This is a genomic window from Mycobacterium sp. 050272, from assembly GCF_039023525.1.
GTDB lineage: Bacteria > Actinomycetota > Actinomycetes > Mycobacteriales > Mycobacteriaceae > Mycobacterium.
The window spans coordinates 233,680-248,350 of record NZ_JBCHKV010000004.1 but is presented as its reverse complement, the minus strand read 5'-3'; the positions used below and the strand labels follow the sequence as shown (position 1 = coordinate 248,350).

Here is a 14,671-nt window from a genome sequence, read left to right as displayed (position 1 = left end):
CTCCGGCACGGTTGTCGTAACGCGCCTACGCGTCCGCGGCCTGCGCCGCGTGCGTTCCGGCGCGGCGACCGAAGAACGAGCCCTCGCCCAGCTGGGTGCCGCTGGCGTAGCCCTTGCCGTCCTGCGCGATATTGGAAGCACACGCCGCGACCGCGTAGAGGCCGGGCACCGGCGTGCCGTCTTCGCGCAACACCTCACCGTCCACCGACGTGGCCAGCCCGCCCATCGTGAACCCCGAGTACATGGCCCGGCCCAGCGACAAATCGAAAACCGCCCAGGGCCCATTGTCTTGCGCCGCAAGGTATTCCGGTTGCTTGTGGAAATCCGGGTCCTCGCCCTTGGCCGCGAACTCGTTGTAGCGGTCCAGGGTGGCCGCCAGGTTGCCGCTGGGGATGCCGAGCGCCTCCTCTAATTCGGCGATGGTCTCGTAGCCGTCGAGGAATTTGATCAGCGGCATTTCCGGCATCTCGGTGTGCGCCTCGTCGACGATCAAATAGGCGGTCTGCTCCGGCTGCTCGAGGACGAATGCCGAGGTGCGCGAATGGTACGAGTCCTCGGTGACGAAGCGCTTGCCGTCCTTGTTGACGATTACGCCGGTCAGCAGGACCGCGGGCGGATACGCCGCCGCGGTGATGAACAAGTCGTCCATGTTCTTGGCGACTCCACCCGCCGAGACGCCCATCCTGATGCCCAGGCCGTCGTCGTTGGGGTTGCCCAGGATGTAGGGCGCCACCATGCCGTGGTGCTTGGTCTTCCGTTCCTGGGCCAGCGCGGGGGTGTACTCGGCGACCATCTCCGGGTTCATCGCAAAACCGCCGGCGGCAATGATGACCGACTTTGCTTTGATCGCACCGGTTTCGGTGAAGTGCTTCCAGGCGACTCCGACCACCGCGCCGTTGTCGTCGACGACGAGGTTGGTCGCCGCGGTCTCGTAGCGCACCTGCACTCCGAAATCGGCGGCGCGCTTGACCAGGAGGTCGATCACCATCGCCGCGCCACCCAGCTCGCCCGGCACCGGCACCGAGTGCCCGCGCGGTGCGGGCTTGGCCTGCTCGCAGAAGGGCCACACTTTTTCGTTGCCCGTGTAGCTCAGCCCCTCGGTCCCGGGTGGGACGACAACCTTGCCCGGGTAGTAGCTGCGCTCGAACTGGAAGCCCAGATCCTCCAGCCAATTGAAGTGCTCGACGCTGTCGTCGGAGTACACCCGAATCTTGTCGAGGTCGGGCTCGCGAGACACCGCGACGAGGTACTTGTACATCTCCTCGGGGGTGTCGTCCTGGCCGGTGGCCTGCTGGACCGCCGTGCCGCCGCCCAGATAGAAGTGGCCGCCGGCCATGGAGGAGGTTCCGCCCGCCGCAGCGGCGCGCTCGAGGACCAGCACCCGCGCGCCGGCGGCAGCCGCACTCACCGCGGCGCAACCACCGCCGATGCCGAAGCCGATCACGAGCACGTCGACGTCGTCGGACCACGACGTCACGGTGTCCGCCTTGACCGTTGCTGGAATCTCGGTGCTCACCCTTGCTCCTGTTTGATGTAGTCGTAGAACGCCCTCATCTCGGGCGACAGGTACGCGATCTCCACAAACGGCACTCCCGCCTGTGGCGCTGCGATGTACGCGAAGTGGATTCCGCCGGGCATCAGGCCCTGCTGCACCACCTCGGCGCCGTGATTGGCGGCGTCGGCCAGTGCCGCGTCGAATTGTTCGGGGCTTTCGGCCGCCATGCAGATGTGGTGCAGACCCGGTCCGGAGTCACGGAGAAATTCACTATAGATGTTCTCCCCGCTGACCGGTTCTATGAGCTCCAGCTGCATGTCGCCGAGATAGCTCAAGGAGATGTGGGCGACGAAGTCGGCCGGCTTGCCGCGGTAGCTGCAGCTGTCCGGAGCAAAGTGCACGTCGGGTATCCGCACCCACTTCCGGGCGCCTAACAGGCCGGTGAGAGCCGTTTCGGTGGCATCCAGGTTTTGGGTGACCCAGGCGATCTGTATCGGCGATTGAACGGTTAGCGTCATCGTTTGGCAGGATAGCCCAGTGTGTCGGCCGTCAGAAAGGCCCGGAAATTCTTTGCCGTAATTCGCCGCCCGGCGTCCGGAATGGCCGGGTGAACACGTTCTAATTCAGGCCCGACGGGTGGGTCAGTGCTGGGCGAGCATGTCGACCAGCAGGCCGAGCTGGATGTTGAAGACGGCTTCCGGGTCGGTCAGGGTGTCGGCGCCGTATTGTCCGAACACCTCGAGGCTGATGGCGCCCAGTACCCCGGCCCAGAACAAGAAGCACTTGGCGATGACGGCGTCGTCGCCGGGAAAGCTGAACTCTTGCCGGATCCGGTCGAAGTCCGATGACATCGGTTGCGGGACAACAGTATTGGTTAACCGGATGTCCCCGGTGGTGATCCCGGCGGCGATGGCATCGAAGATGGCTCCCACCACGCGGGTGCCCACTGCGACGGTGCGTTCCGCGGGTGCGTGATATCCGGGGACCGGGCTGCCGTAGAGCAGGGCCCACTGGGCGGGATGCTCGACGGCCCAGCGGCGCGCCGCCCGGGCGATCGCGACGAGGTCGTGGCTCCACACTTCGTCGGCGGAGTCGCGGGCTCGATCCACCGCGTTGGCCAGGTCGGAGTAGGCGTCGATGAGCAGCAGGGTGAGCAGTTCGTCTCGGCTGGACACATACCGGTACACCGCCGAGGAGACCATGCCCAGATCGCGGGCGATCGCGCGCAGCGACAGCCCGGCCGCGCCGCGATCGACCAGGTGCCGACGGCCCAGCTCGACGATGCGCGCCTCGATCTGCTCACGTGACTCCTGGCGTTTGCCCACGTCGTCAGTCTTGCATAAACCGAGAACACCGCTCTTGCTTTCCGGCGGGTGTTGTGTCATTGTAACCAGGAAGAGAGCACTGCTCTCAGATATCCAGGCCGCTTGAGGGGATCCACCATGTCCACCCGTTACGAGGAACCCAACCGTGTCGCCCGCACCGGAAACGCCGTGATCCGCTGGCTCGCCGAACTCGGGGTAAGCGTCGCGGGGACCCGGGCACTGCGTGTCCGTGGGCGCAGGTCGGGAAAGCCGCGCGCGGTCGTGATCAACCTGTTGACCATTGACGGCACGGACTATCTCGTTTCGCCGCGTGGCAATACCCAATGGGCACGCAACGTGCGCGCCGCCGGCGTCGTCGAGGTCGGGCCGCGGTGGCGTCGCAAACGCCTGACGGCCACCGAGGTCGAGGATGCGGCCAAACCCGCGGTCTTGAAGCGCTACCTGGACAGGTGGTACTGGCAGGTCAAGGGTTATGTGGCGGGCCTGACGCCGGATTCCACCGAGGATGAGTTCCGCGCGGGCGCCCCGTCCATACCGGTGTTCGTGCTCAGGTCGCTGTGACGCGCGTTAGCCGCCGTTGAGTTGCCCTGCCATGTCCTGGTGGACCTGCTCGGAGGTGGACCGCCACGATACCGCCGCGGGAAAGTCGCCCCACATGCTGTTGAAGATCCCGACGATCTGCCCCGGACCGGCGGCCGAGGCCAGATACACCGGTCCGCCGGAATCGCCGGGATGGCTCTGGACGCCGTGGGACATGGTGAACCAGCCGTTGTTCACCGCTTCGACGGTCCCGCAGGTTTCACCGGTGGAGACGCCGAAGTGGCAGACCGCTTGCCCGGGCTGCAGCGCCACGTTAGGGCTCGACACCAGCGGCCGTCCGCCCGGCAGGGTGTTGTTCAGCGCGATGTTGGGATCCAGCGCGATCACTTCGTAGTCGCTGATGGCCTGGTCGACGGCGACGGTCGAGCCGCTGGGGGTGTCGTCGCGGAAGGTCGCGAGATGGCCGATCGGGTTGCGGTTTCTGTCGGTGACGATGTTTCCGGTGCTGCGGCAATGCCCGGCGGTGTAGGCGATTCTCGCGGCCTGATCGACGTAGCCCAGGGTGCACAGCCGGTTGTCCTGCAGGATCTCCATGCCCGGGGACACCACCACCGGGTCTGCGTGGGCGGTGGCGGCCGACAAGCCCGGGGTGCAGGCCAGGACGGCGATCGTCGCGACCAGTACGCGAAGTGCCATGCGGTACACCATGGACGGACTCCGTTCCGTCAAGGCCGGCGCGTGCACCGACCACAAGTTGAGATTACGTCGTTACTGTTTCGTCATCGACCTTTTCGCGCTAGCCCGGGCTAGCGTTACAGCGACGTCAGTTACGACGACGTCGCCAGCCGAACGGAGTCGTCGGTGACGGCGGCCGGGCGCGGAGTCCAGCCCGGCGGTCCGAATACGTAACCCAGCCGGTCGCGCAACCGGCTCGCCGAGCGCCAGTCGCGCGCGATCGCGACATATTCGCGCGTCTGCAGCTTCCAGATGTTGAAGGTGTCCACCTGCTTGGTGAGCCCGTAATGCGGGCGGAACAGCTCGGCCTGGAAGCTGCCAAACAGGCGGTCCCAGATGATCAGGATGCCGCCGTAGTTTTTGTCGAGGTACACCTTGTCCATGCCGTGGTGCACGCGGTGGTGTGACGGCGTATTGAAAACGAACTCGATCGGTCGCGCGAGCTTGCCGATCCGCTCGGTGTGCACCCAGTACTGGTAAATCAGACTGATCGAGAAGGCGAAGAACACCATCCAGGGTGCAATCCCCAACAGCGGCAACGGAATCCACATCAGGATCTCGCCGCTGTTGTTCCACTTCTGGCGAAGAGCGGTCGCGAAGTTGAAGTATTGGCTGGAATGGTGGGCCTGGTGAGTGGCCCAGATCAGCCGCACCCGGTGGGCGATTCGGTGGTAGGCGTAGTACAGCAAGTCGACGCCGAGGATCGCGATCACCCAGGTGTACCACTGGTCGGCCCGCAGGTGCCACGGCGCCAGGTAGGCATAGATCGCCGCATACCCGAACAGGGCCAAGCTCTTCCAGCCGGCGGTGGTGGCGATCGAAACCAGCCCCATCGAGATGCTGGCCCACGAATCTCGGGTCAAATACGCGCCCGACGCCGGCCGGGGATCCTCGGCGGCGGCCACCAGCCGGTCGAGCTTGCGCGCCGCGGTCCACTCGAGAATCAGCAGCAGCAGGAAGAACGGAATCGCGAACAGCACCGGGTCCCGCAGCTGCGGGGGCAGTACGGCTAAAAACCCGGTGATCGCACTCACACAGACAGGTTACGGCCTCGCGCACCGCGGTCGTAGGCGCTATCTGTTGCTTCGGCCGCCGGACAGTCCAGACTGTGGCTGATGGCAGACAAGCTGGCGGTGCTGGTCATCGGCTCCGGATTTGCGGGATTGTGGGCAGCGTTGGGCGCTGCCCGGCGGCTCGACGAGCTCGCGGTGCCGGCGGGGACCGTCGACATCACCGTGCTCAGCGCGACGCCGTTCCACGACATCCGGGTCCGCAACTATGAGGCCGATTTGAGTGCCTGCCACCTCCCGCTGGCCGAGCTGCTGGACCCCGCCGGCGTGACTCACGTCGTGACCGAGGTGACCGCTATCGACGCCGGCGCGCACACTGTCGGCACAGCCGATGGTGCGACGTACAGCTACGACCGGCTGGTGTTGGCCTCGGGTAGCCGGGTGCTCAAACCCGCGGTGCCGGGGCTGCGGGAGTTCGGTTTTGATGTCGACACCTATGACGGCGCAGTCGCGCTGCAACGGCATCTGCAACGGCTCGCCGACGATTCGCCGGAGGCGGCGACGGTCGTCGTGGTCGGCGCCGGGCTGACCGGTATCGAGACGGCATGCGAGCTGCCCAACCGGTTGCGCGCGTTGTCCTGCGGAAGTCCTCGGGTGATTCTGGTCGACCGAAATCCACTGGTCGGCTCCGATATGGGTGCCTCGGCACGGCCGGTCATTGAAAAAGCGCTGTCGGACAACGGGATTGAGACGAGGACTGGGGTCGGTGTCGATGCGGTCAGCCCGCACGGCGTGACGCTGTCCTCCGGTGAGCAGCTGGAGGCGGCCACGGTGGTGTGGTGCGCCGGGATGAGGGCGAGCTCGCTGACCGAACAACTGCCGGTCGAGCGTGACGCCTCGGGCCGGGTACCCGTCGATGACTATCTGCGGGTGATCGGGGTCGGCTCGATCTTCGCCGCGGGTGATGTGGCGGCGGCCCGCGTGGATGACGGGCATCTGTCGGTGATGTCGTGCCAGCATGGGCGGCCGATGGGCCGTTATGCCGGCTACAACGTCATCAGCGACCTGTGCGGCGAGTCGATGCTTGCCCTTCGGATCCCTTGGTATGTAACGGTTCTCGATCTCGGACCGGCCGGCGCCGTCTACACCGAAGGATGGGACCGCGTGGTTGTCGCCACGGGCATGGACGCCAAGACGACCAAGCGGACCATCAATTGCGAGCGGATCTATCCCCCACTGACCGGTATCCGGGCTGAGCTGTTGGCCGCGGCCGCACCGGAGTTGCAGGCGCGCCCGTAGCCGTCAGTCGGCCTGCGCGTCGTCACCGGCGTACCACTGCACCGCGCGAACGCCGGGCTGCAGGGATAGCTCGGCGACTAATCGCTCGAGCTTGGCCGGTGTGTGACCATCCACGAGAAGGTATGCGGTCAGGGTGATCTCGTCGTCGGCGGACTGCCCGGTGCGGATGCCGCGCAGTGTCAGGTCGTTGCTGCTGGCGTGTTGGACCAGCTGTGCGCGGGCGTACTTCTCGGATTTCGGGCGACAGATCGCCTGCACCAGGAAGGGTTGGCGGCCTTCGTCTTCCTCGGCGTCGTTGTCATGGTCGATGACCCGCCCCAGCGGGCGGCCCACCACGTGGATGGTGATGACGGTGAGGGTGGCGATCAGCGTGAACACCAAGTTCCCGGAGGCGGCCAGCACGCCTATCGCCGCGGAGCACCACAGGGTGGCGGCGGTGTTGAGGCCCCGGACGTTGACGCCCTCGCGCAGGATCACCCCACCGCCGAGGAAGCCGATACCGGACACCACGTAGGACGCGACCCTGGTAGGGCTGCTGTCCGGGGTGGCGACCGCGTACAGCACGAACAAGGTCGCACCCGCGGCCACCAGCGCGTTGGTCCGCAGACCGGCCCGGCGGGCTCGCCACTGCCGTTCGATCCCGACCAGGGCGCCACACCCCACCCCGACGGCCAGCCGGAGCGCGAAATCGGCGACGCTCAACGTCTGCGACATCCCGGACTCCTTCCCCCGACGGCATGGCCGCGCCGTCGCCGTGCCGGTCGCGGCGAGCTAACCACTCACAGGTGAACACTGGGTGCATGTCAACCTTGCCGGTTGCCCGGTGGACATTCTCGCGCAACCTCTGCGCCGCCGACGGTTGGCGTCGCTACCCTGCCGAGGCCGGCTTGTTGAGCCGCTGCGGGCAGTAGTACTTCGCCGCTATTCCCACGAACAGGGTGGCGTGGTCGGTCGTCAGTCCGGGGTTGTTGCGCTGCAGGTGCTGAATCAGTTCCGGCCCGGATTTGCCGGCGGCCATCAAGGCGCACAACGTCTTTCCGAATGCGACGGCCTGAGCCGAGTCGGTATAAGTGAGACCAGCGCCGCGCACCGTCGTAAGGAAGCCGGCGTCGTCGGAGCCATCAGCCGGATCGCTGTGGGCGGGCGCCGCCAGGCCGAGCATCACGGCAGCACCAAGTAGCGCCAGCAGTGGTCGACTCAGGGCGGTGGTCACCGCATCACGCTTTCGAAAGTTGGTGCGGGCAATAGAATTTCGCTGAGATCAGCGCGAAATTCGATGCCATCTCCATGTCCATCCCGGGATTGCGACTCTTGACGTCGTGGAGCAACTCCAAATTGTCCTCTCCGTTGTTCAGGCAGGAGCACACCGCCCTGCCGGCCGCGACGGCAGCACCCTCGCTGGAAAAGCTGAATCCGGCCTGGCGCAGAGCGGCAATGAAACCCGCGTCGTCGCCGTTGGGCTCCGGAATGGGATCCGCGTACGCCGGCGCCGCAAAGCCGATCATCGCGGCAACGGCAAGTGCTGTCAGTAACCGTTTCATGTCACTTGTCCCCTACCCTAATTGCGCTTCTTCGGAAGGAACGACCTTGGACTTGCCCTTTTTCAAGTGCACCGCGTGGATTCCGGGCTTCTTCGCCAGCTGTTCGAGCAGCGCGTCGAGGCCTTCTTGATCGACGTTGTGGTGCTGCACCGTTTCCGGCTTCTCCGATATCTGAGCGACCAGACGTTTCAGGTGCTCCGGTGAGTTCTTGTCCTTGAGGTCTTTGAGCGGTTTCATCCGGTTGCGGACGCTGGCATTGACCACGGTCGGACCTCCAGCGCCCATCGCGCTGCCCAGCATCCCGGCCATCCCCAGCGAACTGAACAAACTGCCCTCACCGAGGGCGGCCGCCGGGATCGCCTCGGGACCCGCGGCAGTCAGGGCAGCGGCCACCGTCCTGATTGCCGGGGTGGCCGAGGCCCAGCTGGGTGGGACCGTCAACGATCCGACCAACGTGCCACGTGCGAAACCGGCCGTCGGGCTGATGGAGTCGAACAGTGTGCCCCGGCCGAAGCCCAACGCGCCCAGACCGGCCCCCAGCGCATCTTTCGGCAGCGCGCCGTAGGCCGCCGGTGGGGCGAACTTGAGCCACTGCGACACGGGGAAGTTGATCAGCAGTCCAATGTCGTTGTACTGGGTGGTGAGGCCGAGCGGGATCTTCAAGGCGTTGTAGAACTGCGTGTAAAAGTTCGCCCCGCCTGGAACGGTATTCAGCAGGTTCGTCCAGAAGGTCTGGTAGTCCGTGGCCAGCTGCGCGAGCCACGCCAGCGGACCGGTGTAGCCGCTGGGCGTGGTGGCTGCAGCGGCCACCGCATTCGCCGCGTTGCCGGCCCCGGCACTGGATGACGAGGTGACCGCGGCCGCCTGCATGGTCGTGGCCGCCTCATTGGTGGTCTGCGGCGCCGGGCTGAATTCCTGCAGATTGTTGGATGCCGTCGCAGAAGAGGCGAAGTACGTATCCATCGCTTCGCCGTCCTGGGCCCACATTTCGCCGTACTGCGCCTCGGTGGCAGCAATCGCCCCGGTGTTCTGCCCGAAGAGGTTGGTGGCCATCAGCTCCGCGAGCAGTTCACGGTTGGCCGCAATCAGGGGAGGCGGCACGTGGGCGGCGAAGGCCGTCTCATATGCGGCGGCGGCCTGCGTCGCTTGCGCCGCGGTTTGGGCGGCTTGCGCCGCGGTTTGTTGCATCCAGGTGACGTAAGGAGTCGCGGCGGCTGCCATGGCAAGCGATGACGGGCCCACCCAGGGCCCGGTGGTCAGATTCGAGATCACCGACGAGTATGAGGTCGCGATCGACTGCAATTCGGCAGCCAGGTTCTCCCAGGCCGTCGCTGCCGTCACCAACGACTCCGCTCCCGGACCGGCGTACATGCGGCCCGAGTTGAACTCCGGTGGAAAGGCTCCGTAAAACATGTCGTTACCCCTTACTTGACGGCGCGATTCGGGTGGACCATGCCGGGTGGCTGTGCGTCGTGTTCATCGCGATCAGTCCTCCAGAGCCGGTATGACGATGATGGTGGCGGCGGCGGGGTCGGCCTCGGCCACCAGACCACCGAGCGCGGACGCCGTGGCGGCATTGCCGCTCACCGTGTGGGTCGCGGTGGCGGCGACGGCGCGGCCAGCCAGGCTGGACAGCGCCATCTGGCTGAAAACGCCTTCTTCGCCGATCAGCGAGGCGGCCGGCGCGGCAGCCAGATTGGTGGGCAATGACTGCGCGAGCATTCGGATGTTCGGCGCGGCTTCGGTCCAGCCCTGCGGTACCGACATGCTTCCGACCAGGGCCGACTTACCCATCGACCCGCTGACCTGAGCTCCGCTGACGGCGGAGCTGAGCATGGGCCGCACGGCGGCGCCCCTTGTCAACGGCTCCAATTGACCTGAGATGAATTTCGGCCCGGCCAGATAGGCCTGGGCGGCCTGACCGTTTTGTGCCCATGCGTACGTCTGTCCGAAGGAGAGGAATGGACCGCCGGGGATGGTGCTCCACGACTGGGGCGAGAACACACCGGTGATGGCGCCCCAGATGGTGTTCCAGTTGCTCACCGCCGGCGGCACGGTCAATCCTGTCGACGGGGCCGCCGCCGCGGCCGCGGGTGTCGATGCGGCCTGGGTGAGTTGTAGGGCCGTATTGGTGCCCGAGGTGGAGCTCGACTGAACCAGCGCGGCCGCCTGCATCCCCGTCCCGGAGTCGTTCGTGGTCTGCGGCGGTTCGGCGAACGGCTGCAACTGCGACGCCGTCGCCGACGATCCGGCATACCCGTACATCGCGGCGGCGTCCTGCGCCCACATCTCCATGTATTGGGCTTCGGTGGCGGCGATCGCCGGGGTGTTCTGTCCCAAGATATTAGTTGCGATCAACGTCGCAAGCAGGGAGCGGTTGGCCGCGATGACGGGCGGCGGCACCGTCGCCGCGAAGGCCGCCTCGTACGCGCCCGCAGCAAGTTTGGCCTGGATGCCCGCCTGCTCTGCCTGGGCCCCCGTCGCGCTCATCCATTGCACATACGGTGCGGCGGCGGCGGCCATCGCGATCGAGGAGGGGCCGGTCCAAGGCCCGACGCTGAGGCTCTGGATCGTCGAGCCATACTGCGCCGCCGTGGAGAACAGCTCCGCGGCTAACTCGTCCCAGGCGGCGGCGGCGGCCAACATCGGCCCCGATCCCGCACCGACGTACATTCGACCGGAGTTGATCTCCGGCGGTAACGCCCCGAAGTCCAACATTTTTACCTCCGCTCCCTCATTTGGCCGCCATGGTAGGCCCGGTTTCGCGGCCCTCGCCGCAAACGCGCCGCAGCTCTAATGAAATACATCGAATCCGCGCTGTATGACACGTGTTTAACGACAGCATGTTCGTAACTCTCTCGGCTGAAATTCTCTCAGGTTCTCGTCCGGTCCTGATTCACCACAAGGCTCTATATTGCGGATATTATCGCCAAAAACCATGCGCGGCACGTTCCCTACCGGTAATCGCCCTGTAAAAAAGAAATGTCACCGCGTGGAGCGTCCGTGTGAGAACATCGAAGTGATGTAGCTAACTTGACTATTGGAGTAATCCCACTATAGAAGCCAAGTAATCATTACTTAGCGAATGCCGACAGCACTTCCTGGCGTATTCATATTTCGGTAAATACCGCGCCGGAGCGACACCATCGCAGTCGCGTTTCCGTTATCCGATACCACTGTTGCCGACTCTCTAGTGACTTACTTGATCCTTTCAATCAGTACATCCAGAAACCAGGTTGTGTGTAACATGAAAATGCGTCGACAATTCGGGCTGCTTGCCGAATTTGGGAGTCGTTCGAAATGCGCGCTGTAATTATCCTAGAACGGCATCCGGTAGCGAATTATGGATACCATGAAATGGTCGCTGGCATTAAGGATTTTAGGCCTCCGATATACCGCGCGGCGCCAAAAGTCCCCTGCGGCAAGCGCATCACCGGTGCCGGGCTAGGGCTCGGCCGCGCAGCAGGCGGTCGGGGCACGGGGCGACGCGCGATGTCCAACGGCAGCGCCGAATTGGCAGGCAATGGTCATATGCAGCTCCCCTACATTTCACCTAACGAAAACATGGAGAACTGCTACGACGCTTATTGACATCTGCAGGTTTGCTGTGAGGGCAAGACCGCGAAGTCAGCCGCCTCCGCCGCCTCCGGCGCCGCCCGGGCCGGGGTTGCTGCCGCCGCTGTCGGTGGAGAGGCGTTCTGGGCAGTAGGCCATGGCGGCCGCCTTGGCGAACTGGGCGGCCTTAGTCATGGTGAATGCCGGGTTGAGATCGCGGATGTCGCGGATGATGTCGAGCTGGGAGGTCCCGGAGTTAGCCAGGTCGCAGACCTTTTGGCCGGCTTTGATTGCGTGCTCCGGGTCGTGATAGGTGATGCCCGCGTTGTTGAGCGCGGCGAGGAAGGCGTCGTCAGCCGGATCGGCGCGTGCCGGCGCGGCCAGGCCGATCAGGGTGACGACGATTGCCAGTAACGGTAGGGCCTTCATATGTCGTTAACCGGCGGCGGGTGGGCGCCCGATGACGCGGGGCCGGAACCCGTAGATCGGGTCCGCGAACTCATCCTCGTGCGCACCCGGAACACCGGCCAGCGGCACCCCGGGCATGCCCACTGCCCCGGCTTCTTCCATCACCATCGGGGTGGCGGCGCCAAAGCTGTGGTACGCCCCGGCTCCGACCTGAGTCGTGGCCGCAACCGTGCTGACGGTTGCTCCGCTGCCGGCCCAGGTCGGCGGGACCGACAGGGCGCCAACCAGACTCGCCTGTCCTACCGCCGCGGTGGCGGCGGCGCCCGGCAGGCTCGTCGTCGATGACACAGCAGCCGCACCACCCAGGCCGGCGGCCAGATCCTCTAGGCCCGACGTGGTCGCGCTTTGTACGGCGCTGTTCGCGGCCGCGGTGGCGGCGGGATCGATGATCGTCGTCGGGTTCATAATGCCGTTGGTGGTGAAGGCGTTCGACAGGCCGGACACGCTGTTGTTGTTGAGGAAAGCCCCCAGCAGATTCGGGTTCGAATTGCTGAAGATGTTCAGCAACCCGGACAGTCCGGTGGTGTCCGAACCCGAGCCGGGCGTGAATATGTTGTTCCCCGCGCCGGCGGCCAGCGGGGCGGCCAGCGCATTGGCATTGTTGACCGCGTCGGCCTGCAAGACCGTTGCAGCCGGGGTGGTGTCGGACTGCGGGTCGCTGAACTGCGTCATCTGGGTGGCGGCCCGCGACGCCGTGGTGTAACTGGTCATCGCGGCGGCATCCTGCGCCCACATCTCGCCGTACTGGGCCTCGGTGGTCGCGATCGCCCCGCTGTTTTGGCCAATGATGTTGGTAGCCACCAGGTTCGCCAGCAGCGTGCGGTTGGCGGTCACCAGCGGCGGGGGCACCGTCGCGGCGAACGCGGCCTCGTACGCGGCAGCGGCCGCGTTGGCCTGAGCGCCGGCCTGCTCGGCCTGCGCGGCGGTGGTGCTCATCCACTCGAGATACGGCTGCAGCGCGGCCGCCATCTTCGCCGACGCCGGCCCCAGCCAGCCCTCGCTGACCAGTGACTTGATTACCGCTTCGTAATTGCTTGCCGCTGAACGCATCTCAGCAGCGATCGCGTTCCATGCCGCCGCGGCAGCCAGCATCGATCCGGACCCAGGTCCGGCGTACATCTTGGCCGAGTTGACTTCCGGCGGTAACGCCCCAAAGTTCAGCATGACATCTCCTCCTGAAGTCTCTTATCCGGCGGCCGGCGGACGCGGCATGACGACGGGCCGAAACCCGTACCTGGGGATGGCGCGACGCAACCGCTTCCCGGTGCCACCCAGCGGCCCGGCAACACCGCCCGGCCCGCCCGCGGCCGGCGTGCCGGCGGACCCGATGTCACTGAGGCCGGTGACCGGCGCCGGCCCCTGACCGGCACTGATCGTGGCGGCGTTGCTCCAGCTGGGCGGCACCGACATCGAACCGATCAGGTGCGCGTTACCGATTCCCGCCGAAGCTCCACCCATGCTCACCGACCCCACCGAGTTGGCCGTCAGGCTGGTGGTGGCGGCCTCGGCACCGGCGGTGAAGTCGTCCAGACCGCCCAGCGTCGTGGCCGTCGTCTGCAAGAAGTTGAAGCCCTCGACCGTTCCGATGATGGATTGCGGGTTGAACGGGCCGCCGGCGATGGAACCGTTCAGGATCGAGTTGGCGAAGAAGTTACTGCTCAAGAACTGGCCCGCGGCTGTGTTGTTCGTGTTGCCGAAGAACTGGGTGAGGTAATCGTAGAGCGATCCCGACGCCTGCGGAGCAGCCAGGGCGTTGGCGTCATTGCTAGACAAGGTGTTACCCGACAACAGCGACTGCGCGTTCCCGGTCGCTGAGTTCAACGCCTGAGAGACCGCCTCGTTTTGCCCGGTTGCCGCGTCAGGAGTGGTGTTCGTCTGCGGCGAGGTGAACGGTGTCATCTGCGCCGCGGCGTTCGAGGCGGTGGCGTAGCCGTTCATCGCCCCGGCGTCCTGCGCCCACATCTCCATGTACTGGGCTTCGGTGGCCGCGATCGCCGGGGTGTTCTGCCCGAAGATGTTGGAGGCCACCAGGTTCGCCAGCAAAGTACGGTTGGCCGCAACGACCGGCGGGGGTACCGTCGCGGCGAACGCGGCCTCGAAAGCGGTAGCGGCCCCGTTAGCCTGCATACCCGTCTGCTCGGCCTGGGCAGCAGTGGCGTTGAGCCACGCCAGGTACTGCGCGGCCGCGGCCAACATCGACGCCGACGACGGACCGATCCAGCCCGCGCTACTCAGTTCCCGAATCACCGACTCGTAATCGGTTGCGGCGGAACGCATTTCAGCGGCCAGCGCATTCCAGGCGGCGGCAGCAGCGAGCAACGGCCCCGACCCGGGGCCAGAATACATTCTGGTCGAATTGACTTCCGGCGGTAATGCCGCAAAATCCAGCATGGTTCCCCCTCGGCGCTTAACGGGTCGCCGTTACGTTGGCTGCCTTGGTAGCCGCACACGAACCGGCAGTGGTCTGTACGTTGGCAGAGGTCATCGGAGTTCTCCTCAGGAATAAGGGTGAGCCGGAGGCGCGACCCTTGCCAGGACGTACACCGATTGCGCAACGTGGGTAGGCGACTCGGTGCAAGCCGACAGGTAAACGCGTAGCCTTTGCCGGCTCGAACGAAACGTCATCGATCGAGAATAAGGACTATCACCGGGATTAATTTCGTTCTCACCTCCTTGCGGCCTGGGCACACCGAGATGCCTTTA

The 14,671-nt window shown here is 65.5% G+C and carries 15 protein-coding genes; 2 read left to right on the top strand and 13 right to left on the bottom strand.

What is annotated here, in order from left to right:
• Positions 1–25 precede the first annotated feature (25 nt).
• From AAHS21_RS11115 to AAHS21_RS11105, 3 genes are all read right to left on the bottom strand, one after another.
• Positions 26–1,516, bottom strand: coding sequence for an FAD-binding protein (locus tag AAHS21_RS11115; RefSeq protein WP_342927713.1), 1,491 nt, complete (start codon positions 1,514–1,516; stop codon positions 26–28).
• On the bottom strand, positions 1,513–2,013 hold the full coding sequence (locus AAHS21_RS11110) for a VOC family protein (protein ID WP_342927712.1): 501 nt from the start codon (positions 2,011–2,013) through the stop codon (positions 1,513–1,515). The genes AAHS21_RS11115 and AAHS21_RS11110 overlap by 4 nt, the downstream gene beginning before the upstream one ends.
• 123 nt (positions 2,014–2,136) lie before the next feature.
• A complete protein-coding gene (locus tag AAHS21_RS11105; protein WP_342927711.1) occupies positions 2,137–2,820 on the bottom strand; it encodes a TetR/AcrR family transcriptional regulator in 684 nt (227 codons plus the stop codon).
• 117 nt (positions 2,821–2,937) lie between these two features.
• Here AAHS21_RS11105 and AAHS21_RS11100 point away from each other — a divergent pair, with 117 nt between their 5' ends.
• Positions 2,938–3,381, top strand: a complete 444-nt coding sequence (locus tag AAHS21_RS11100; RefSeq protein ID WP_342927710.1) for a nitroreductase/quinone reductase family protein — start codon at positions 2,938–2,940, stop codon at positions 3,379–3,381.
• Positions 3,382–3,387: 6 nt separating this feature from the next.
• Here AAHS21_RS11100 and AAHS21_RS11095 read toward each other — a convergent pair whose 3' ends face one another.
• Together AAHS21_RS11095 and AAHS21_RS11090 are read right to left on the bottom strand one after the other, a co-directional pair.
• Complete coding sequence (locus tag AAHS21_RS11095; RefSeq protein ID WP_342927709.1) at positions 3,388–4,068, bottom strand: hypothetical protein; 681 nt, start codon at positions 4,066–4,068, stop codon at positions 3,388–3,390.
• A 119-nt stretch (positions 4,069–4,187) separates the two neighbouring features.
• Positions 4,188–5,129 (bottom strand): sterol desaturase family protein, encoded by a 942-nt coding sequence (locus AAHS21_RS11090; RefSeq protein ID WP_342927708.1) that lies wholly within the window; start codon positions 5,127–5,129, stop codon positions 4,188–4,190.
• 81 nt (positions 5,130–5,210) lie between these two features.
• Here AAHS21_RS11090 and AAHS21_RS11085 point away from each other — a divergent pair, with 81 nt between their 5' ends.
• A complete protein-coding gene (locus AAHS21_RS11085) occupies positions 5,211–6,404 on the top strand; it encodes an NAD(P)/FAD-dependent oxidoreductase (RefSeq protein ID WP_342927707.1) in 1,194 nt (397 codons plus the stop codon).
• Positions 6,405–6,407: 3 nt separating this feature from the next.
• Here the strand turns inward: AAHS21_RS11085 and AAHS21_RS11080 are convergent, their stop codons facing one another.
• The 8 genes from AAHS21_RS11080 to AAHS21_RS11045 all read right to left on the bottom strand — a co-directional run bounded on the left by AAHS21_RS11080 (position 6,408) and on the right by AAHS21_RS11045 (position 14,359).
• Complete coding sequence (locus AAHS21_RS11080) at positions 6,408–7,118, bottom strand: MgtC/SapB family protein (RefSeq protein WP_342927706.1); 711 nt, start codon at positions 7,116–7,118, stop codon at positions 6,408–6,410.
• A gap of 154 nt (positions 7,119–7,272) precedes the next feature.
• Positions 7,273–7,617, bottom strand: coding sequence for a DUF732 domain-containing protein (locus AAHS21_RS11075; RefSeq protein ID WP_342927705.1), 345 nt, complete (start codon positions 7,615–7,617; stop codon positions 7,273–7,275).
• Between the two features lie 4 nt (positions 7,618–7,621).
• A complete protein-coding gene (locus tag AAHS21_RS11070) occupies positions 7,622–7,945 on the bottom strand; it encodes a DUF732 domain-containing protein (RefSeq protein ID WP_342927704.1) in 324 nt (107 codons plus the stop codon).
• 12 nt (positions 7,946–7,957) lie between these two features.
• A complete protein-coding gene (locus AAHS21_RS11065; protein ID WP_342927703.1) occupies positions 7,958–9,358 on the bottom strand; it encodes a PPE family protein in 1,401 nt (466 codons plus the stop codon).
• A 72-nt stretch (positions 9,359–9,430) separates the two neighbouring features.
• On the bottom strand, positions 9,431–10,663 hold the full coding sequence (locus AAHS21_RS11060; RefSeq protein WP_342927702.1) for a PPE family protein: 1,233 nt from the start codon (positions 10,661–10,663) through the stop codon (positions 9,431–9,433).
• Between the two features lie 909 nt (positions 10,664–11,572).
• Positions 11,573–11,929 carry a DUF732 domain-containing protein gene (locus AAHS21_RS11055; protein ID WP_342927701.1) on the bottom strand — a complete coding sequence of 119 codons (357 nt, stop codon included), beginning with the start codon at positions 11,927–11,929 and terminating at the stop codon, positions 11,573–11,575.
• Between the two features lie 6 nt (positions 11,930–11,935).
• Complete coding sequence (locus AAHS21_RS11050; protein WP_342927700.1) at positions 11,936–13,132, bottom strand: PPE family protein; 1,197 nt, start codon at positions 13,130–13,132, stop codon at positions 11,936–11,938.
• 21 nt (positions 13,133–13,153) lie between these two features.
• Entirely contained in the window at positions 13,154–14,359 is a 1,206-nt protein-coding gene (locus AAHS21_RS11045; protein ID WP_342927699.1) for a PPE family protein, read from the bottom strand.
• Positions 14,360–14,671 lie beyond the last annotated feature (312 nt).

Coding starts and splice junctions, on each gene's coding strand:
- AAHS21_RS11110 (WP_342927712.1), bottom strand. CDS start 2,013: ATGACGCTAACCGTTCAATCGCCGATACAGATCGCCTGGGTCACCCAA.
- AAHS21_RS11100 (WP_342927710.1), top strand. CDS start 2,938: ATGTCCACCCGTTACGAGGAACCCAACCGTGTCGCCCGCACCGGAAAC.
- AAHS21_RS11095 (WP_342927709.1), bottom strand. CDS start 4,068: ATGGTGTACCGCATGGCACTTCGCGTACTGGTCGCGACGATCGCCGTC.
- AAHS21_RS11085 (WP_342927707.1), top strand. CDS start 5,211: ATGGCAGACAAGCTGGCGGTGCTGGTCATCGGCTCCGGATTTGCGGGA.
- AAHS21_RS11080 (WP_342927706.1), bottom strand. CDS start 7,118: ATGTCGCAGACGTTGAGCGTCGCCGATTTCGCGCTCCGGCTGGCCGTC.
- AAHS21_RS11070 (WP_342927704.1), bottom strand. CDS start 7,945: ATGAAACGGTTACTGACAGCACTTGCCGTTGCCGCGATGATCGGCTTT.
- AAHS21_RS11065 (WP_342927703.1), bottom strand. CDS start 9,358: ATGTTTTACGGAGCCTTTCCACCGGAGTTCAACTCGGGCCGCATGTAC.
- AAHS21_RS11060 (WP_342927702.1), bottom strand. CDS start 10,663: ATGTTGGACTTCGGGGCGTTACCGCCGGAGATCAACTCCGGTCGAATG.
- AAHS21_RS11055 (WP_342927701.1), bottom strand. CDS start 11,929: ATGAAGGCCCTACCGTTACTGGCAATCGTCGTCACCCTGATCGGCCTG.
- AAHS21_RS11050 (WP_342927700.1), bottom strand. CDS start 13,132: ATGCTGAACTTTGGGGCGTTACCGCCGGAAGTCAACTCGGCCAAGATG.
- AAHS21_RS11045 (WP_342927699.1), bottom strand. CDS start 14,359: ATGCTGGATTTTGCGGCATTACCGCCGGAAGTCAATTCGACCAGAATG.